An 18,322-nucleotide genomic window follows, 5' to 3' on the forward strand; every position below is an offset into this window, starting at 1 on the left:
TGAAGCTAAAATAACCCAGAGTATGTCTAGGGTTGGAAAGTGCATCGATAATGGTCCGATGGAAGGATTCTTTGGAATAATAAAATGCGAAAAGTATTATTTAAAAAGCTATAAAACTTTTGAAGAGTTAAATGATGCTATTAACGAGTACATGTATTTCTATAATTATGAGAGATTACAAGAAAAATTAAACGACCAGAGCCCAATGGAATATAGGCGTCTAGTCGCTTAATTGTGTTTTTATTATTTCCACTGTCTACTTGACAGGGGGCAGTTCAATACGTAAGGGGCTGGGTTTTTAAAGAAATAGAGAAGATGGGGCAACTCTATTTGTTTTAATCTTCAGCATTCATGATGACTTTTACAATGGCATTATTATCTAAAGCAAATTGTATCAGTTCAGCATCAATGACTGTGTCTATTGCATAATGTGTGCCTGCGATTTCGATACCATCCAGCAGTTTTTTCCCGCATAGATAGTGGTATCTAGGATCTATATCACTGCTGATATGGTCATCCACCATAAAGGCTGTATTGATGGATTCGATAGCATCCTCAGTTGCAGCTGCTTCCTGACAAGCTTCTTCATCCGGCTTTTCTGGCACTTCCTCTAAAGGTTCCTCTTGGGTCAAATGATTTGAGGAAGCTTCCTCTTCTTCAGAATCTGATGGGTCCTCAGCTGGGGCATCCTGTGGCAGGGATAACTCAGTATTGATATAGCCCAACTGATCCTTTTCCTGTGGTGTCACAGCTGATAACTGAGGCTTAACTTTATCTTTCTTTAGATCCACAACAATAATGTTGCCCATAGAGAGGATGCTGTCCTTCTGGATAACGGTATCCTGGGTTTTGATAGCTGTTACATAAAAATCATCATCCAACTCTACGGAGTCTAGAAGACCTATTTTTTCGCCAGTTTGTGTGTATATAGCTGTTTCTGATGAAGTAGAAAGCAAGGTATCAGCATAGTTTTTCTTTAACAATACTGCATCCTGATTTAAAATAGCATGCTCCACCGGTATATACAAGTATCTTTCTTCAGCTCTACAATACAAAAAGCTCAATCGATTTTCATACAAGATAAGGCCCTTTAAAGTACCAAACATTTTACCATCATCAATAGATAGAATGGGCTTTTCTGAAACCTTGATTAGCATATTTAACACCTACCCTTTAAAGGTTACTGGCTGCATCTTTATAGATTCTATAATACATACTTCCAATAACATTGTGATATTCACTGGTATCATTTTTCACACAAACAAAATCACTTCCAAGATAATGATCTAAATAAGGGAAGAGTATCTCGCTTCCTCCTCCACAGAAGATAGCTATGTCACAGTTGCCGATAAACTTATTTTTTACAAACTCTCTAAAATCCTTGCTTAACTCATAAGCAAAGCTGTCAAATACATTTTCTACAATATCCGTAGTATTAATACCTTCACCTTTTTTCACCCTCAAAACCTTATTATTATAACGAATCATATTATCGATATCATAGGTATAAGGCTTTCTATCCAGCTTTTCTCTATAATTGTTATAGAGCATCATAGAAATCTTTTCATAACAATCTAACATACCTTTTTCAAAGGTGTTTACTCCCACTGTTTTAAGACCATCAAAAGCAGCTATATTTATTTGTCCTGATCCAACATCAAAGACAATTGTCTTCTTATCCTGGGTAGAATCTTCCTTTACTGTACCATTTTCATTAACGGCATAATGAAAAAATGTTGCTATACCTTCAGGACAAAGAACAACACTTTCAATATCATAGGCAATCTCTTGTAAAACCTCTGTTGTATTATGTATGTTATAATACAAAACTCTAACATTACCCTTCAATTTATCACCATATAGATTGGATGAGTTTTTCTGTGTAGCTACATATTCTACTAAAGGTTGGTTGATGGTTATATCGATGGCTTGTTGGTTTTTGTCGTACTTAAGAAGATTAGAGGCAATTCCTGTTAATAAGCAGAACAAAATAACCTCATCATTCGACTTCCTTGCATATCGATTTCGATCTCTTATCAGAACCCCTCTGTTCTCAGCAGCCTTTCCCACAAGCTTTTTACCCAAAGATTCTCCATCCTTGATGACTTCAACCAGTAGGTTGTTAAAATCAATTTCTACTTTAGATGGTTGCAGCTCAAACAAGTCAAAGCTTGTACCATAATCCAGTTCTTCTCCAGGCTCTGATAAAATCGTAGGGAAGCTGAAGGGCTTTTTGGCTTCCTCCATTATTTTGGTTAGTCTATTACCACCGTCTACATACATCCTAATCTTATTTTTCATGAGCAGTCCTCCCTTATATCGTTTAGAAAATCTATCCTTTCTAACCTTATGCTTATGTAAAATATATCTTATATACCCATAATTATCCTATAGGTCAAAAGTCACAAATTTTTACAATTTATTGAATTTTTCTCCAATAGGTGATATTTTCAATTATATATACTAATTTTTTGACATTTGCGTATGAAGGGAGGGGCATTATGGAGATTATTGTCGAGGGCAGCACAAATAGCTTGAAAAGATGCATCATCACTACAGGTGTATCCTCATTAAACTATTACAACAACTATATGCAACAATATAATCGACAGAAGGAAGCCCTGTATAACTGTATGGGAATAAATAGTATTAGAAATATAGGGGAAGCGCAACAATATGATGTGATTATAGATGTTTCTGATAATAATGTGACAGATATAGTATTTGAATTGTTTAATCATCTTTTACCGAAAAAAGTGGATATATATGTAAAGCTAATCCATGACACTTCATCATCTGACGATAATATCAAGGCATGTATAGTGCTTTTACAACGTCTTGAAAGAAACCGATTGATTGAGCTAGAAATCATCAATAAAATTCCTCAATCCTTTAAAGAGAAAGAAGAGAAGTCTTGGATGAAGCGTATTAAAAACTTGTTTTTTTTTATAGGTCCCGGTAATACTGGCAAAACCTCCATCATTTCGGCCCTAACGGAATTATGCAATGAAAAGGGTGGCAGCATTGGATTAATTGATTTGACTGAAAGCTGTAAGCTGATGAACTATTTTCCCAATGTCCGATCCTTAGAGAAGAAACCTTTTAGAAATGGAAGCTCGAAAAAAAAGTTAAAGAGTAAGCATGATGGACGAGTAGATGTGTACTATGCTTCTCATAGTATTCTGAAGGATAGTAAAGATAGAAAGGATTTAACAAAAACTATTGAAGCATTAACGGATGCTTATGACTATGTGTTTATAAATGCTGACTTGAAGGTGCTGAATCATGCTGGTGATTTATTTAGATTGGGTGAAAAGATATTTATTGTACACGATTTTATGCCAACAAAGATTAATGTTACAAAACACATTTTATTAACCTTCGCAGAAAAGGGCATCAATAACAACCCGAATATAGCCTTGATTTACAACAAAATCATAAGGTGTTCCTATAGTCTAAAGAATATCGAGGAGAAAATGATTTTTAAAACAAGCAAGAATAAAGAATTGATTCCTTTGGTAGATCTAAATAGCAAAACCTTTGAAATCCCCTATCATACCAAGACCATGCGGGCAATAATCAATCACATATCCACCAAAAGCAGTATTGTTCATAATGCTGCCTATAGCTACAAAAAGAATATTGATTATCTGTATAAATATATAAACAATATAAGCTATGTTGAATTAGAGGATATGGATATTATTGAAGGCTTTAAAGCCTGTGTGGGAGGAATAAAGCAGCACCAATACGCTCAAAGAACCTATCATTCTTTTCATAAGCATATCACTAGTCTAGTCACCCTGGCACAGTCTATCAAGTATTTTGATACACCTAAAAATTTACAAAAATATTGAAAAAAACAGATAGATTTATTCTATCTGATAATCCTACTGAGGAACTCCCCCATCTTCTTCATTGTTGAGAAAACCTAGAATCTTATATATTGTCTTATACGATATATAAGATTCTAGGTTTTCTTTTGCATTGAATCTTATAAGACAATTACCTTCAATTTCGCTGTTTAATTATTGTATACCTACTTGGTCTTTAACTTAACAGCAGTACCATAAACCATAATCTCTGCTGCTCCCTGCATAACAGCAGAGGTGGAAAATCTAATATTGACGATGGCATCAGCACCCAGCTTCTGCGCCTCCTGTGTCATCAGCTGCAGAGCTGCCTCTCTAGCTTCATCCAGCATTTGAGTATACTCCTTAAGTTCTCCTCCGACGATTTGTCGTAAGCCTGACATAAGGTCCTTGCCAATATGTTTAGCACGAATGGTATTGCCCTTTACTAGTCCTAGTATCTCGACAACCTCTTTTCCAGGTACTTCTGGAGTATTGCAAATAATCATTTAATCACTCCTTTTTAGATTAGAATGCCCATGCTTCCAAAATACAATCATATATTTAGGTACATTATTTTAAATCAACATTCAGTCTGCCTACTCCCATGGAGATATCAAAGTGCAGCTTAGATTCTGCTGTATGGTAGGCAGGAGAATAATAAAAGTCATCAATTTTTTGCCAGCCCAAGGATTCCACATTGCCTTTACTAACAAGGCCATTTAGTTTTAGTTTTACACCAGCATCCTCTGGAAGAAGGATGTCAATATTAGAAGCACCTGCACTGATTTTAATATCGGATTTTTCATGAAGATCACCAAAAATTAAATGAAGATTCCCCGCGCCAACAGATAAATCCAGCTTTTCTATCAGCAATGAAGAAAAGTCCAAGTCTCCAGAAACAGCTCCAACCTTAGCATCAACCTGCCAAATCATAGTATCATTCAACTTAAAAGTATAATGCTCAGAAGAGGAGCCTATATGACTTACTGAAGATTTTATCGTATCAAAGCGTAGGACTGCCTCTTGTTTATTATTTCTAAACTGAAGATCACTTTTTATAAGGCTAGGGTTGATAGAAGCGTGAATCAAATGACGGCCATCAGAAGTAATATTGAGATTTGTTCCACCAATATTGAGGCTTGCTTTTCCATGGGTGGTTTCCTCAGTCTTTATTACAGAAAATACTTCATTGGCTGCAATGCTTCTTTCCTCGTGTTTTTCCTGAAATAGAAAGCCATAGGTAACAAGAATAGCAAAAAATAATATCCAAGTAGCTGCCACAACCAAGGGTTTATTTTTTAATAGGATATTGGTTCCTATAATAATTAAAATAAGAGGCCATAGATTTATGATAGCACCCCAAATAGACCAATGAATAATACCTAGATTGCTTAATAGAAAAAGGATGCCAATTCCAATCAATAAAATACCATCCGTCAGCTTTTCAATATTAATAGGAATCACTTCCTTCCATTAATAATTGTAAAGATACCTAAAACAATCAACAAACCAGGCCATAGCTGTCTCATTCGAAACCAATACCAAGGGAACTGGGGAAAGAAATTTCTTGTAAAGAAAAAAACTCCAACACCAATCAGTATAAGTCCTAGCAGCAGCCTATTATTGTCATTGTTTTCCTCTGAGTTCTCAGTATAATCTCTCTCTACATATGCATCATCATTTTCCGGTGAAGAGCTTCTATAGGTAGATCTTTTTGGCATGATAATGGCAGCAATAATATAAGCAATTATACCAGTTCCTCCAAATACAGCAAAAAGCACCCAAGCCAATCTTATGAGAGTAGAGTCTACATCAAAATACTCTCCAATACCGCCACAAACACCGGATATTTTTTTGTCTCTATCAGACAAATATATTTTCTTATTCATAAAGCCTTTATTTCCTCCTTTATATGCAACTTATTTAGTAATCAGATTTTCGGGGTATAATGAGAGCAGATATAATATATCCCAGCACTCCAGCCCCGCCGGCTAAACTAAAGACCACCCATCCTAGTCGAACTAAGGTTGGGTCGATATCAAAATACTCCGCTATACCACCACACACACCGGCCAATTTTTTGTCAGTTTCTGAAAGATATAGTTTTTTTGACATGATAAATCTCCCCTTTTGAAGTAGTGTTATATGTTTTATGATAACATATAATCCTAGTTTTTACATTAGAGTAACATTAAAATTTTAGATATTTTCAACATATTTAATTTTTTACTACCATAATATGCAAAAAAAAACCACAGTAGCATATGTGGTAGTTTATAAAATGATTTCACCTTCAATAAAGTTTTTTGTTAATGGGTTACTAGGATGATGAATCATATCACTGCTTTTTCCAAACTCAACTATCTTTCCTTGATGCATAAAAGCTATTTCTTTACACAAGCGTTTTGCCTGCTGGATGTTATGGGTAACGATAATGATACTAGGAGCACTCTGTTGATAAAATTTATTGATGGTCTTTTCCATCGTTAAGATGGAGGCAGGATCAATATTGGCAGTAGGCTCGTCCAATATAAGTAGGGCGGGTTCAAAAATAATGGCACGGGCCAAAGCTACCTTTTGAGCTTCTCCACCAGAAAGGGTCCAAGCATTTTGATTCTTAATACTTTCAATTCCCATCTCTACTATTAAATGATTTACTTTTTTGTCTATAGCTTTAGGATTTAGCTTTCTTATTTTTAGAGGATAAGCTATATTATTAAAGACGGAGGTTCTTAACAGATAGGGTTTTTGAAAAACCATTGTCATACTTTTATAGATGGGAGGACTTATTAAAGATTTTTCATATAGAATTTCTCCTGAGGAGGGGGTTTCAAGTCCAGCTAACATCTTGACCAAGGTGCTTTTTCCAGCTCCATTGGGCCCGATGATTCCTAAAAAGGAGCTTCTCTCAATAGTAAAGGCATCTATACTTAGAACACATTGTTTATTATAGTATTTTGTTAGATTTTTTATTGTTAGATTCATCATAGTTAATCACCCTGTTGAAAATTATAAAGTAGAGAGTTAATAATAAAAGATAAGAATAACAGTACGAGTCCGATTGCTATCGCCATGGCATAATCCCCTTGATTTCGCAGCATGGCAATGGCGGTGGTCATCACTCTTGTATGACCTCTGATATTACCACCTACAATCATAACAGCCCCCACCTCTGAGATGGCTCTGCCATATCCTGATACAATCCCAGTAAAAATATTTATACGAAGCTCCTTGATGAGGAGAAACAAGGTTTCCAGTCTGTTGGCCCCCAGTGTTTTGGCCAATCTTTTGATTTCCTCTCCCTTTTCCTTGGTACCATTATAGACGATACCCGTGATGATGGGGGTAACCAAGATTATTTGCGCTATAATCATGGCAGTCGGTGTGAAAACAATACCTAGGTAGCCAAAAGGTCCGCGTCTAGCGATAAATAGAAAAACTACTAGACCCACAATCACAGGAGGAAGACTCATCATGGTATAAATAAAGCGAACCACCAATCTTTTTAAAGGAAAATTTTTCGTCCCAACAATGATGCCTATGGGTACTGCAAATAAAGTGGAAATTAAGGTGGAGGCCAGAGAAACAAAAATGGATAATAGGATGATATGATATATTTCTGCATCCAATGAAAATAATAATTCTATAGCCTTTTTAAATCCGTCTAGTATTGCCTCCACCTTGATTTCCCCCTATCTAGCTACTTTGCATTTGGTATAAATAATGAATCTCCAAAGGTATCCTTGCCAAATTCTCCGATTAATTGCTGCCCCTTATCAGATAACATCCATTGAATAAAGAGGTCAGCAGCTGGTGCATTTATTTTATCATTTTTATCTGGATTTACTGCTATTATACCATATTGATTAAAGAGCTTGTTATCGCCCTCTGTTACAATTTTCAAATCTAAATCAGTCCGCATGGATAAATAGGTTGCTCTATCCGTTAAGGTATAACCCAACAGCTCATCTGTCATCTGGAGAACGGCCCCCATGCTTTGTCCAGCCTCTGCATACCAGCTGCCTGATGGTGCTAGGTCTAACTCATCCCAAAGGCTTAGCTCCATTTTATGGGTACCGGAATCATCTCCTCTAGAAACGAAGTTTGCTTCATTTTCATAAACAAGCTTTAAAGCTTCGAGTATATCGTTTGGAGCATTGGCTGCAACATCAGCTGGATCATCTAAAGGTCCCAGTAATACAAAATCATTGTACATCACTTCAAATCTCTCGATACCATGACCTTCTGCCACAAAATCTTCCTCAGAAGCTTTAGCATGAACCAATAGAACATCTGCATCTCCATCTCTACCCATCTGCAGAGCTTGTCCTGTTCCTACAGCTACTACCATGACTTCAATACCTGTATCTCTGGTGAATACCGGAAGGATAGCATCCAGCAATCCACTATTTTCTGTACTGGTGGTGGTGGATAAAAGTAGGGTTTTATTTTCAATTTCAGGTGTTGTATTTTCTTCAGAAACTGTTTCTTCAGCAGGTGCTTCTGGCGCAGCTGCCTCCTGAGGTTGTGAACATCCCACAAATATTAACATTAATATTAACATAAAAACCGTAATGGATAAAGCTTTACTTTTCTTAAAAAACATTTTGCATCCCCCGTTTCAAATTTTGTGTTAAATAAACATTATGTTGTATGTAGCCGTTTAATCTTATCAATTCACCTTCTTCTTCCTATAAAATAAAAAAGACCTTCAAACAGGGAAGGAGTAGGAATAATCACCGAAAAAAAATGCCTTAGGAAGGCATTGGTGCTATAAACAACAGCAATAGCTGTTTTTATAGAACTCCTTTCCACAATGGGAGGCATAATTGTTTCCAATTATACCCTGGCCTAGTCTCCATAAAGTAATCAACTCTTTAGGAGGTTAGGCTCGGAGATATGAAATTTTCATATTAATAATAGTTTAATAGATTTTGCAAGGAATGTCAACAAATTAACAGAGTTTTGTGTGAATTTTGTAGAAACAATGTCCTGTAGAACATGAATACATCTGCCTTGAGAGGGACATGACAAACGAAACGTCCCCGTGGCTTCCCTGGCTTCCCTGTGGCTGGGGCGCTAGCTGTTATTATAATTCTCTTTAAAGGTTTCAAATTCTTCCTTTATGTCAGGATGGCTGTCGAAAAATTTGTTCATTAGATCAATATACTTTAACACATTGACATTAATACCGTGCTCCATCATTTCAGTATTGGTGAGGATTCTATCCTCAACCCCTAAAAGCTTTAGAAATCCAAGGATAATATTATGCCTATGATAAAGAAAACTGCCTACTTCCTTACCCTTATCCGTCAAATGTATAATACCGTATTTTTCATAATCCAATAGGCCTAGCTTCGTAAGCTTCTGCACCATTTTGGTAGCAGAGGAAACCTGGACATTTAATTGTTGCGCCAGGACATTCATTCTCACATACCCATCCTGCAAAATATTTCGATAAATCATTTCTAGATAGTCCTCCATACTATGGGTCAGCAGCTTTTCATCTCGTTTTAATAGTTCGTAGCCTCTAACTGTACGATACTTTTCTTTACTACTCATACAAAACCACACCTTTATATTGTATTAAAATAGTATATCTTTTTACCATTATATTCGTGCCACATTTAGATTATTTGCATATATTGATGGTAGGAAGATTTCTTTCCGGTGACTAACATTATTCTTGACAGGGAGGTTTTATTGATGGAAAAAAATATCATGCCATTAAATGTATTACCAATAGGCGGTTTTGCAAAGGTAAAAGAGTTGGTTTCTGATGGAATTGCTAGAAGGAGAATGCTGGATTTAGGTTTGATTGCAGATACAAAGGTGGAATCCCTTAGAAAAAGTCCTTCTGGTGACCCTATAGCTTACGAAATAAGAGGCACAGTTATTGCTCTACGTTCAGATGAGGCATCAAAGATTCTGGTAGAGGCAATTGAAAGCTAAATAGGAGGGATAGATTGTGGGACTTACGCATCAGTCGACAGGAAAACAGGTACTTAATGAAATGTTTAATGTACAGCTAAACACCCCTGATGAAAAGGTAGTTGCCTTAGCTGGCAATCCCAATACTGGAAAAAGCACTGTATTTAATAGCTTGACAGGCATGAATCAACACACTGGCAATTGGCCTGGAAAAACCGTTACCAATGCACAGGGAAGGTATAGTCACAAAGACAAAAAATTTGTGTTAGTGGATTTACCTGGGACCTACTCACTGCTGGCAAATTCAGTAGAGGAGGAGGTAGCTAGAGATTTTATCTGCTTTGGCAAACCCCATGCCACTGTTGTGGTGACGGATGCCACATGCTTAGAGAGAAACTTGATTTTGGTATTACAAATACTAGAAATAACAAAGGAAGTTGTTCTCTGTGTAAATCTGATGGATGAAGCGAAACGAAAGGGTATAGAGGTTGATTTACAAAGGCTATCTAGTATTTTAGGTATTCCTGTAGTGGGAACCAATGCTAGGGATGGTGTAGGATTGGAGGAGCTGAAGAATACTGTTCATCAGGTTGCAGCAGGAGACATGGAATTAAGTCCTTTAAAAATCCAGTATGGAGAAGAACTAGAAGAAATACTTAAAACCATTGAAAGCAAGATAGAAAAAGTGGTGGAGGAGCAAATCAATAGTCGCTGGGTAGCAATACAGCTGTTAAATGGAGATAACAGTATACGAGAATCCTTGAGTATGTTCTTAAAGAAACATCTATTGGACACAAAGGATTTAGATCATTGCTTAGAGGAAATAGAAGATTTTTTACAAGAAAAAAATTTAAAGCAACAGGAAGTACAGGATCGTATTGTTTCATCCATTGTGAAGCAATCTGAAGAAATACACAAAAAAGTTACCAAGATAAAAAATGAAAAATACAATCAAATGGATAGAAAAATTGATGATGTACTGACCTCTAGGATATTTGGTATTCCTATCATGATTGCTTTGCTGGGAATAGTGTTTTGGATTACCTTAGAAGGAGCAGAATATCCAGCAGGAGCCTTAGCTGCCTTCTTTTCTGCTATGGAGGTACCTATATCAAGCTTTGTTTTAGGATTAGGAGCACCTGAATGGCTTCATGGTATATTGGTATTAGGGGTCTATAGAACCTTGTCTTGGGTTATAGCTGTAATGCTGCCTCCTATGGCAATCTTCTTCCCATTATTTACACTGCTGGAGGATTTAGGTTACCTGCCTCGTGTGGCCTTTAACATGGATAGTTTTTTTAAAAAGGCCTGTGCCCATGGAAAGCAAGCATTAACCATGTGTATGGGATTTGGATGTAATGCCGCCGGAGTTATTGCCTGTAGAATCATTGATTCACCACGAGAGAGACTCATAGCTACCATTACCAATAATTTTGTTCCCTGTAATGGTAGATTTCCAATTTTGATTTCCATGGCTGTTATATTCATAGGTGGAACAGCTGCAGGATTTACTCAATCCTTACTAGCTACATCTGCGGTATTGGGGGTCATTATCCTGGGGGTTATTAGCACCTTAGTTGTATCTAAAATATTATCTAAAACTATCTTAAAAGGGCTGCCATCCTCTTTTACATTAGAACTACCACCCTATAGAAAACCACAGATAGGAAGAGTTATTGTTCGGTCTATCTTTGATAGAACACTATTCGTCCTAGGTAGAGCCATAATGGTAGCGGCTCCTGCAGGGGTTATCATATGGATTATGGCAAATGTCTTTATAGGGGATATAAGCATACTAGATCATGGAGCAGCCTTCTTAGATCCCTTTGCCCGGTTGATTGGTATGGATGGTTATATCATTATGGCCTTTATATTAGGACTGCCAGCCAACGAAATAGTCATTCCTATTATTGTTATGAGCTATCTGGCCACTGGCGCTATGCTAGAATTAGACAGCTTGGAGGCCCTAAGAGAACTTTTAGTTGCTAACGGCTGGACTTGGCTGACAGCAGTATGTGTCATGATTTTTACCCTGATGCATTTCCCCTGTGGTACTGCACTCTTAACCATAAGGAAGGAGACCCAAAGCTTTAAATGGACCTTTGCTTCCTTTATGATACCTACAGCAGCAGGAATCATTGTCTGCTTTGTTGTAGCCCAAACTGTTAGATTGTTAGGATTGGTATAAACATAAAAAAGAAGTAGGCATTATTGCTTACTTCTTTTTTTATGTAATTTTACTCATATACATCTTCACCCATTTTCAGTATTAAAACCTCATCCTCCTTAAAAATTGTTATTATTCATTTTATATCTATAGATAAAAGCGCTAACCAATAAATACTCAAAATGAATAAGGATTTGAAATACAGCTGGAGATTAAGTATAATCATGGTATATTAAGGAATATCCTATAAACAGTAGAGAGGAGTGGGGATATGAGATATGAAGGAAGTGTATATAGACCTCCCAGTGAAGCCTACAGCCTTATTATTCAAGTAACCATAGGCTGTTCCCATAACCAATGTACTTTTTGCAGTATGTATAAAGACAAAAACTTTCGTGTTAGAAAAATGACGGAAATCATAGAGGATTTAGAAGCTGCTAGAAAAAACTACCCAGAGGTAAAACGAATATTTCTAGCGGATGGCAATGCATTGGTGCTGAAAACTCAGGATTTAAAGAGAATTTTAGAAAAAATAAAGGAACTGTTTCCAGAATGTGAAAGAGTGGGGATTTATAGTAGTCCTAAGGATATCTTGAGAAAGAGTCTTGAGGAGTTAAAGGAGCTTCATCAGCATGGGCTGGCCATGGCTTATTTAGGAGTAGAATCCGGCAGTGATGAAGTATTGACAGCCATAAAAAAAGGTGCCACTGCAAAGGAAATGATAGAAGCAGGAAAGAAATTGATAGAATCAGGAATCAAGCTATCCATTACCCTCATATCCGGTATAGGAGGGAAGGCCCTATGGAAGGATCATGCTAAAGCCTCAGCAGAAGTCATAAATGCAATCAACCCCCATTATTTAGGTTTGTTGACTTTATTGGTACAGTCAAACACTGAAATACATAAGGAAATCCAAGAGGGTAGCTTTCAATTACTCAACCCTCAGGAGGTGATGATGGAGACCAAGCTGCTTATAGAAAATCTAGAAGTAGACAACTGCGTCTTTAGAAGCAATCATGCTTCCAATTATATAGCCTTAGCCGGAACACTATCCAAGGATAGAGAAAGACTTCTAATGGAGATAGAAGAAGCTCTAAATTATGATGATGACATGTTTAAATACGAGGACTTAAGACGACTATAAAAATCAGTACAGTAGGCAACAAGAGAGATAGAAGCTGTACTTGGAACATAATAAAAGAGCATAGGAGAAATTGAGATTTCTCCTATGCTCTTTTGGGTTTACTTACTTGTACTTATCCATTTAGCAAACCAGTTGCTTTTTTTATCATTTTGTATTTGATGCACATCATCAAACTCAATATGATACTCTTTACAAAGCTTCAATATTTTTTCCCTTGATTCACAGGGGAATTCTGCTGCGATGCCGCAGCTGGAGCTAACTTGCCTAGGAACAGGCATGAGTTTAACGGGTATATTTTTTTCTTTTAAAACCTTTTCTGTATTTAATGCATGATGGGTGGTGTGAAAGGTTAGCACACAATAAAAGTCTTTCAAAAATATCACCTATTTCTTGATTAGTAAAGAATACTCTTCATCATTCTCCTTTACTTCTACCTCAAACCCCTTACTTCCTGCAAAACGTTTAATATTTTCTACCGCCACCATAGAGTCTACTAATACTTCTATGGTCTCACCATTATAGGCAGCAACTGCCTGACCTGTCATTACTACAGGTTCAGGACAGGATCTTCCTCTTGCATCAACGATATTAGACATTTGCACTGATACCTCCTTTAGCTTTTCCTTCACTAGCCTTTTGGGCAACAGATTTCACTACACCATAGCCAATGGCTAGCACTACGATTATTCCAATAACAACAGCTACTTTACCGTTTAGAGTAGCACCAGCAGGACTGGCTGCCAGACCAAAATTATGGGCAAAGGCTGCACCCGCTGTTAATCCTAAAATGGTTACAGCGGCATCCGTATCTCCTTCACCAGCTAAAATGGATTGTCTTAATGGACAGCCGCCTAATAGAGCAGCTGCGATGCCAGCTAAAGCCATACCTAAAAAGTTCCAAAGATGATCATTATGAGCTATAGGTTGATCTGTAAAGCCTATTTTGAAGGTTTCAAAATTAAAAAGTAGATTTCCTATAAGTGCAAATACAAATATACCGATAAGTCCCCAAAGATAATGATAATCCTTAATTAAGATAATATCTCTAATACCTCCAGCAGTACAAAGTCTTGTCCGTTGCAAAACAGCACCTACTGCTAAACCAGCACCTAAGGCTAGTAGAATTGGAGCCGCCATAGAACCAGGACCACTTTCGCTAAAAAAGATAAAGGCGGGAGCAGCTAATAATAATAATAAAATTGCGACTCCAAAGACCGGCATAGTGTAACCAGAAACAGCTGGCTGCTTTATGCTTTTTCCTAAGCTAAATCCTTGCTTTAAGAACTGAATACCTACCCAAATCCCTGCTACATATCCAAATAAACCTAATAATGCATTAAGATCACCATTTGCAAGACGTAAAATCATCCTTAATGGGCATCCAAGGAATACTAAGGCGCCAATCATTAAGAAAAATCCTAAAATAAAACGGAGTAGTGGTGAAGAACCCCCTCTTGGTTTAAACTCTCCCTTTGCCTTTGCCATACCAAAAGCACCTAAAATAAAGCCAGGTACTTCTGGTCGGAGATATTGTACTACCGCAGCCCTATGTAAGCCTAAGCCTCCAGCAATATCCCTAAAAAAGCATGCTACACATATCCCCATGTTAACGGGATTCCCAAACTTCACCAGCAAAGCTGCTAAGATTCCAACTAATCCACCTGATGCAATGATTTTTCCTTTGCCGTCCTTCATTCATCAAACCTCCTAATTAATTTCTTAATAATAATATAATGATCTAGCTATATTATAATAATCTAGTGATTCATTTAACAATTAAACTTTTTGATAGGAAAATGAAATTGTATAGAGAAATTCTATAATACAGGTTGATAAATCTATACAGCTGTTAGATAGGATTTCATTGTATAGGACAAATAGCTTTGTTTATACTATAATAATAGGAGGTGGAGGATAGTGAAGGTACCAGGTAAAGGAAAGCGAGAGAAAAATAGGTCAGGGAAAATTGGTAAGGATATGAAACAGATTGATACAAAAGGCGCAACTACAGCAAGAAAACCTAATAAATAGAAATAATTAGGATTTATACAGAGGGGGAAACGGTTGATGGTAAAGCTGGCAAAGGATTTTTATAATAGACCTACATTAGATGTTGCAAAGGATTTATTAGGGAAAGAGCTGGTACATCATGTCGGAGGAGAAAATTTAGTCAGTAGAATTGTGGAGGTAGAAGCCTATATAGGAGAAATAGATAAAGCCTGTCATGCCTACAATAATAAAGTAACTAATCGAACAAAAGTACTTTATGCTCCTCCGGGAACGGCTTATGTTTACCTTATATATGGGATGTATTATTGTTTTAATGCTGTAACAGAAGAAGAAGGTAAGGCAGCAGCTGTTTTGGTAAGGGGTGTTGAGCCTTTAGAGGGAATAGAAAAAATGGTGAACAATAGATATAAAAAGGGGATAGAAGAAATATCTAAAAAGCAAATGATTAATTTAAGTAATGGCCCAGGAAAGCTATGTATAGCTATGAGTATTACGAAGGCAAATAATGAAATGGATCTTTGCGGCAATCATTTGTATATAAAAGAAGCTGAAGAAAACTTCAGCTTCGATATCGTAGAAACAACGAGGATCAATATAGGCTATGCAGAGGAGGCTATTGCTTTCCCTTGGAGATACTATATCAAGGACAATTTGTATGTTTCTAAAAAGTAAATAAGGCCTTTCTGCTTCTATTCGCCTTCATCAGTATGATAAAGCCATAGATAAGTATAGTATGAATTTTTTACCTTTGTAATATATTGCCTTGTTTCCATAAAGACAATGGAGGTAGGAAATCCCTCTGGGGTTGCTCCTATTGAAGTCATGCTCCATTTTCTAACATTACCAGGACCACCATTATAGGCCGCCAGGGCTTTATCCAAATCTCCTGAAAACATATCCAGCATGGAACGAAGGTAAAAAGCTCCAAAGCGTATATTTTTTTCCGGATCCAGCATATCTTTATCAGCATAGCTGGTCTTTAGCCTGCTGGCGATGTCGGCTCCTGTTGCCGGCATAATCTGCATCAATCCCTGTGCACCTGCCCAGGAGAAGACATCTGGACGATAGTGACTCTCTTCCCTCATGACAGCCCAAATCAAGTAGGGGTCTATTTGAAACTCCTCAGCAGCAGCCAAAACTTCCTTTTCAAAGGGCTTTTGATAGGTTAACTGATAGGCTTGAGGACTGGGTTTTTCTCTGAGAGCTCTTATGCCCCATCTTACAGCCATAAAATAATCTCTCTGTTGCTGATACCAATATCCTAAACCAAGCTTTTCTTCATTGGTTGCGTATTTTTCCCCTATTGCCTGCTCTATTGCTGCCATCTGATATTCTTCAGCAGCTTCATATTCTTGAACAATATCTAGAAATACTGGATGTTGAGGGGTGACATCATCAAGCATCTGCCAGCTTGGTTCTTTTCCTAATGACTTCATCCATGCTGGGGAATCCTCCAAAACCTTAAGCAATTGATGATCGATCGGCTTGTTTAACTGGTTTTGAAGAACATAAGCACGATAAGCTGCATCCTCCTGATAGGAACTTTCTTCCTGCGTTAATTCCACATAAACCTTGAATGCTTCTTCATGCTTTCCTATATTGTCTAGAATCCTTGCCCCTCTCCAACGGGAGATAGGTAAATCACTTTGTATAAAGGCTGCAGCTGCTTCCTCTACCTGTCCCATTTCCTCTAGTAAAATCCCTAAGCGGTAGGCTCCAGCTTTTCCTATACCCTTATAGATTTCCATGGCTTCATTTTTTCTACCAACAGCTTCAAGGCTGCGACCATACCACCATCTAAAATCAGAATCTTGTAGGCTTGTCTCCATTATTTCCTCCATCAGACTTAAAGCATGATTATAATCACCATAGCGTGCCAATGCAAGAGCATGCTCCTTACTCAAATCCTTTTTGCTGATATCAGAAATAACCTCTTCTATATAATAAAGGGCAGTATCCAGATGGTTGCCTTCCAAAAGGATATCCACCATGACAGAATCTTCTATATCCATTTGAATCATTGTATGCATAGCTCCATCGTCTGGCATAAGCCTTACATAGATTTCCATTGCCTCCTGGGAATCACCTCTTAAATGAAGTGCCTCTGCCAGCTTTAGCTGTATAGCTTTCGTTTCATACAGCTCTAAGGCTCTTTGATAAAATGCTACGGGGTCTTCTCCCTTTTCTTCATACTTTTCTGCCAAGACAAGATTCGCCATATAACCTATGGCAGTAACTTCCTCTGCTAAAGCTTTTAGCGTCTTCTCACCAGCTTCTGTTGAATCTTTTCTTAACATTTCAAGGAAGTCCAGCTTTTCTATTGTACTGGCAGGATACTGCAGATAAGTATTTGCTTCTGTGTGCTCCTCAACAAGGGTAGTTCCTAGGGGAAATACCTGAACTAAAATGAATAAAGTTAAGAAAAATAATAAAAACACAAGTGTCCAAATGAGTTTTTTCACTGACAAAAATCCCCCTTAAATGCAATCTATTTATAAATTTCTACATGAAGACCAAAAATCCTTGTTAGAGTATCACTTTAAAATGATTGGTAATTTTAGCCTGATATAGAGCTTGCTTTTTCAATGGAAAGCTTCATGATACCTACCGTTTAAATAGAGAGAAAGTGATTTTAATCTAAAAATTCAAGAGCTATTAAATCCTTCGTAAGCAATATAGCAACTATAAATTAGTTGCACCAACAACTAATTTGGGTGTACAATACTAATAGTTGCGTACAGAACTATGAATATGGAGATGATGAGATGAATAAAAACCATAAATCAGTGGGTAAATATATAGCGATTCTTTATCGTCAAGCTCAATCCTATATTGTCAGTCAAACGAAGGCCTATAATATAGGTAGGGGGCAATACGCCTATCTGATGGTGCTATTCGAACAGGATGGGATTAGTCAGGAGGATTTGTCTAATCAGTTGATGATAGATAAGGGAACTACAGCAAGAGCAATAGATAAACTAGAAAAGGCTGGATATGTCACCAGGAGAATAAACGCAGAGGATCGAAGAGCCTACAATGTTTTTATTACAGATAAGGCTAGAGAAATACAACCTGTATTATATCGCACCTTGACTTCATTGACAGATAATTATGTGAAGGATCTAAATCAAGATGAAAAAGAGGTGCTGTATAAAATACTGGAAAAAATGGTGAATAGTGCAATGGTATATACAAAAGAAAATTCAGAAGACTAGT

21 protein-coding genes and 1 riboswitch are annotated in these 18,322 nt (G+C 37.1%); of the genes, 7 read left to right on the forward strand and 14 right to left on the reverse strand.

All coding sequences use genetic code 11. From position 1 onward, the window contains the following. A partial coding sequence (locus BMX10_RS16100; protein ID WP_139176486.1) for an IS3 family transposase occupies window positions 1-232 on the forward strand: 232 nt, incomplete at its 5' end. Between the two features lie 103 nt (window positions 233-335). On the opposite strand, the gene BMX10_RS16105 is transcribed toward BMX10_RS16100, so the two are convergent. Both BMX10_RS16105 and BMX10_RS16110 read right to left on the reverse strand, forming a co-directional pair. Beyond that, the gene (locus tag BMX10_RS16105; protein WP_090446561.1) at window positions 336-1,157 is read right to left on the reverse strand and encodes a hypothetical protein; all 822 of its coding nucleotides are present in this window, start codon (window positions 1,155-1,157) and stop codon (window positions 336-338) included. Between the two features lie 16 nt (window positions 1,158-1,173). Then, window positions 1,174-2,301 (reverse strand): ParM/StbA family protein, encoded by a 1,128-nt coding sequence (locus tag BMX10_RS16110; protein WP_090446563.1) that lies wholly within the window; start codon window positions 2,299-2,301, stop codon window positions 1,174-1,176. A gap of 200 nt (window positions 2,302-2,501) precedes the next feature. Here BMX10_RS16110 and BMX10_RS16115 point away from each other — a divergent pair, with 200 nt between their 5' ends. After that, the gene (locus BMX10_RS16115) at window positions 2,502-3,857 is read left to right on the forward strand and encodes a hypothetical protein (RefSeq protein ID WP_090446565.1); all 1,356 of its coding nucleotides are present in this window, start codon (window positions 2,502-2,504) and stop codon (window positions 3,855-3,857) included. Window positions 3,858-4,039: 182 nt separating this feature from the next. Here the strand turns inward: BMX10_RS16115 and BMX10_RS16120 are convergent, their stop codons facing one another. The 8 genes from BMX10_RS16120 to BMX10_RS16155 all read right to left on the reverse strand — a co-directional run bounded on the left by BMX10_RS16120 (window position 4,040) and on the right by BMX10_RS16155 (window position 9,416). Continuing rightward, window positions 4,040-4,360 (reverse strand): YbjQ family protein, encoded by a 321-nt coding sequence (locus BMX10_RS16120; RefSeq protein WP_090446567.1) that lies wholly within the window; start codon window positions 4,358-4,360, stop codon window positions 4,040-4,042. A gap of 64 nt (window positions 4,361-4,424) precedes the next feature. Continuing rightward, window positions 4,425-5,318 (reverse strand): LiaI-LiaF-like domain-containing protein, encoded by an 894-nt coding sequence (locus BMX10_RS16125; RefSeq protein WP_090446569.1) that lies wholly within the window; start codon window positions 5,316-5,318, stop codon window positions 4,425-4,427. Then, complete coding sequence (locus BMX10_RS16130) at window positions 5,315-5,743, reverse strand: PspC domain-containing protein (protein WP_090446571.1); 429 nt, start codon at window positions 5,741-5,743, stop codon at window positions 5,315-5,317. The genes BMX10_RS16125 and BMX10_RS16130 overlap by 4 nt, the downstream gene beginning before the upstream one ends. Before the next feature lie 34 nt (window positions 5,744-5,777). Then, a complete protein-coding gene (locus BMX10_RS16135) occupies window positions 5,778-5,969 on the reverse strand; it encodes a PspC domain-containing protein (RefSeq protein ID WP_090446573.1) in 192 nt (63 codons plus the stop codon). A 159-nt stretch (window positions 5,970-6,128) separates the two neighbouring features. Continuing rightward, window positions 6,129-6,842 carry an ATP-binding cassette domain-containing protein gene (locus tag BMX10_RS16140; RefSeq protein WP_244272752.1) on the reverse strand — a complete coding sequence of 238 codons (714 nt, stop codon included), beginning with the start codon at window positions 6,840-6,842 and terminating at the stop codon, window positions 6,129-6,131. Between the two features lie 2 nt (window positions 6,843-6,844). Continuing rightward, window positions 6,845-7,534, reverse strand: coding sequence for an ABC transporter permease (locus tag BMX10_RS16145; RefSeq protein ID WP_090446575.1), 690 nt, complete (start codon window positions 7,532-7,534; stop codon window positions 6,845-6,847). A gap of 20 nt (window positions 7,535-7,554) precedes the next feature. After that, complete coding sequence (locus BMX10_RS16150; RefSeq protein WP_090446578.1) at window positions 7,555-8,460, reverse strand: ABC transporter substrate-binding protein; 906 nt, start codon at window positions 8,458-8,460, stop codon at window positions 7,555-7,557. Between the two features lie 182 nt (window positions 8,461-8,642). Continuing rightward, a riboswitch (molybdenum cofactor riboswitch) is annotated at window positions 8,643-8,763 on the reverse strand. Between the two features lie 170 nt (window positions 8,764-8,933). Then, a complete protein-coding gene (locus BMX10_RS16155) occupies window positions 8,934-9,416 on the reverse strand; it encodes a metal-dependent transcriptional regulator (RefSeq protein ID WP_090446580.1) in 483 nt (160 codons plus the stop codon). A 144-nt stretch (window positions 9,417-9,560) separates the two neighbouring features. On the opposite strand from BMX10_RS16155, the gene BMX10_RS16160 reads away from it, so the two are divergent. From BMX10_RS16160 to BMX10_RS16170, 3 genes are all read left to right on the forward strand, one after another. Further along, complete coding sequence (locus tag BMX10_RS16160) at window positions 9,561-9,806, forward strand: FeoA family protein (protein WP_090446582.1); 246 nt, start codon at window positions 9,561-9,563, stop codon at window positions 9,804-9,806. A 16-nt stretch (window positions 9,807-9,822) separates the two neighbouring features. After that, window positions 9,823-11,973 (forward strand): ferrous iron transport protein B, encoded by a 2,151-nt coding sequence (gene feoB / locus BMX10_RS16165; RefSeq protein ID WP_090446584.1) that lies wholly within the window; start codon window positions 9,823-9,825, stop codon window positions 11,971-11,973. Window positions 11,974-12,223: 250 nt separating this feature from the next. Next, window positions 12,224-13,096, forward strand: a complete 873-nt coding sequence (locus tag BMX10_RS16170) for a radical SAM protein (RefSeq protein ID WP_090446586.1) — start codon at window positions 12,224-12,226, stop codon at window positions 13,094-13,096. 98 nt (window positions 13,097-13,194) lie between these two features. Here the strand turns inward: BMX10_RS16170 and BMX10_RS16175 are convergent, their stop codons facing one another. Genes BMX10_RS16175 through yedE form a run of 3 tightly spaced genes read right to left on the reverse strand, consistent with a single transcriptional unit; the run spans window position 13,195 to window position 14,791 of the window. After that, a complete protein-coding gene (locus BMX10_RS16175; protein ID WP_244272753.1) occupies window positions 13,195-13,479 on the reverse strand; it encodes a putative Se/S carrier protein in 285 nt (94 codons plus the stop codon). Next, complete coding sequence (locus tag BMX10_RS16180; RefSeq protein ID WP_090446590.1) at window positions 13,480-13,692, reverse strand: sulfurtransferase TusA family protein; 213 nt, start codon at window positions 13,690-13,692, stop codon at window positions 13,480-13,482. Beyond that, a complete protein-coding gene (yedE, locus tag BMX10_RS16185; RefSeq protein ID WP_090446592.1) occupies window positions 13,685-14,791 on the reverse strand; it encodes a YedE family putative selenium transporter in 1,107 nt (368 codons plus the stop codon). The genes BMX10_RS16180 and yedE overlap by 8 nt, the downstream gene beginning before the upstream one ends. A gap of 372 nt (window positions 14,792-15,163) precedes the next feature. Here yedE and BMX10_RS16190 point away from each other — a divergent pair, with 372 nt between their 5' ends. Next, window positions 15,164-15,778 carry a DNA-3-methyladenine glycosylase gene (locus BMX10_RS16190; RefSeq protein WP_090446594.1) on the forward strand — a complete coding sequence of 205 codons (615 nt, stop codon included), beginning with the start codon at window positions 15,164-15,166 and terminating at the stop codon, window positions 15,776-15,778. Between the two features lie 17 nt (window positions 15,779-15,795). On the opposite strand, the gene BMX10_RS16195 is transcribed toward BMX10_RS16190, so the two are convergent. Next, window positions 15,796-17,568: a lytic transglycosylase domain-containing protein gene (locus tag BMX10_RS16195; protein ID WP_090446596.1), complete on the reverse strand. Its 1,773-nt coding sequence runs from the start codon at window positions 17,566-17,568 to the stop codon at window positions 15,796-15,798. A 303-nt stretch (window positions 17,569-17,871) separates the two neighbouring features. On the opposite strand from BMX10_RS16195, the gene BMX10_RS16200 reads away from it, so the two are divergent. Further along, a complete protein-coding gene (locus BMX10_RS16200; protein WP_090446599.1) occupies window positions 17,872-18,321 on the forward strand; it encodes a MarR family winged helix-turn-helix transcriptional regulator in 450 nt (149 codons plus the stop codon). The last annotated feature ends 1 nt before the right edge of the window (window position 18,322 follow it).

The organism is Natronincola peptidivorans (assembly GCF_900111615.1).
Lineage (GTDB): Bacteria > Bacillota > Clostridia > Peptostreptococcales > Natronincolaceae > Natronincola_A > Natronincola_A peptidivorans.

What these genes read in the sequence shown, in the direction of transcription:
- BMX10_RS16105 (WP_090446561.1), bottom strand. Translation starts at nt 1,157, where the DNA reads ATGCTAATCAAGGTTTCAGAAAAGCCCATTCTATCTATTGATGATGGT.
- BMX10_RS16170 (WP_090446586.1), top strand. Translation starts at nt 12,224, where the DNA reads ATGAGATATGAAGGAAGTGTATATAGACCTCCCAGTGAAGCCTACAGC.
- BMX10_RS16110 (WP_090446563.1), bottom strand. Translation starts at nt 2,301, where the DNA reads ATGAAAAATAAGATTAGGATGTATGTAGACGGTGGTAATAGACTAACC.
- BMX10_RS16150 (WP_090446578.1), bottom strand. Translation starts at nt 8,460, where the DNA reads ATGTTTTTTAAGAAAAGTAAAGCTTTATCCATTACGGTTTTTATGTTA.
- BMX10_RS16190 (WP_090446594.1), top strand. Translation starts at nt 15,164, where the DNA reads ATGGTAAAGCTGGCAAAGGATTTTTATAATAGACCTACATTAGATGTT.
- BMX10_RS16120 (WP_090446567.1), bottom strand. Translation starts at nt 4,360, where the DNA reads ATGATTATTTGCAATACTCCAGAAGTACCTGGAAAAGAGGTTGTCGAG.
- BMX10_RS16155 (WP_090446580.1), bottom strand. Translation starts at nt 9,416, where the DNA reads ATGAGTAGTAAAGAAAAGTATCGTACAGTTAGAGGCTACGAACTATTA.
- BMX10_RS16135 (WP_090446573.1), bottom strand. Translation starts at nt 5,969, where the DNA reads ATGTCAAAAAAACTATATCTTTCAGAAACTGACAAAAAATTGGCCGGT.
- BMX10_RS16160 (WP_090446582.1), top strand. Translation starts at nt 9,561, where the DNA reads ATGGAAAAAAATATCATGCCATTAAATGTATTACCAATAGGCGGTTTT.
- yedE (WP_090446592.1), bottom strand. Translation starts at nt 14,791, where the DNA reads ATGAAGGACGGCAAAGGAAAAATCATTGCATCAGGTGGATTAGTTGGA.
- BMX10_RS16200 (WP_090446599.1), top strand. Translation starts at nt 17,872, where the DNA reads ATGAATAAAAACCATAAATCAGTGGGTAAATATATAGCGATTCTTTAT.
- BMX10_RS16180 (WP_090446590.1), bottom strand. Translation starts at nt 13,692, where the DNA reads ATGTCTAATATCGTTGATGCAAGAGGAAGATCCTGTCCTGAACCTGTA.
- BMX10_RS16140 (WP_244272752.1), bottom strand. Translation starts at nt 6,842, where the DNA reads ATGATGAATCTAACAATAAAAAATCTAACAAAATACTATAATAAACAA.
- BMX10_RS16115 (WP_090446565.1), top strand. Translation starts at nt 2,502, where the DNA reads ATGGAGATTATTGTCGAGGGCAGCACAAATAGCTTGAAAAGATGCATC.
- BMX10_RS16130 (WP_090446571.1), bottom strand. Translation starts at nt 5,743, where the DNA reads ATGAATAAGAAAATATATTTGTCTGATAGAGACAAAAAAATATCCGGT.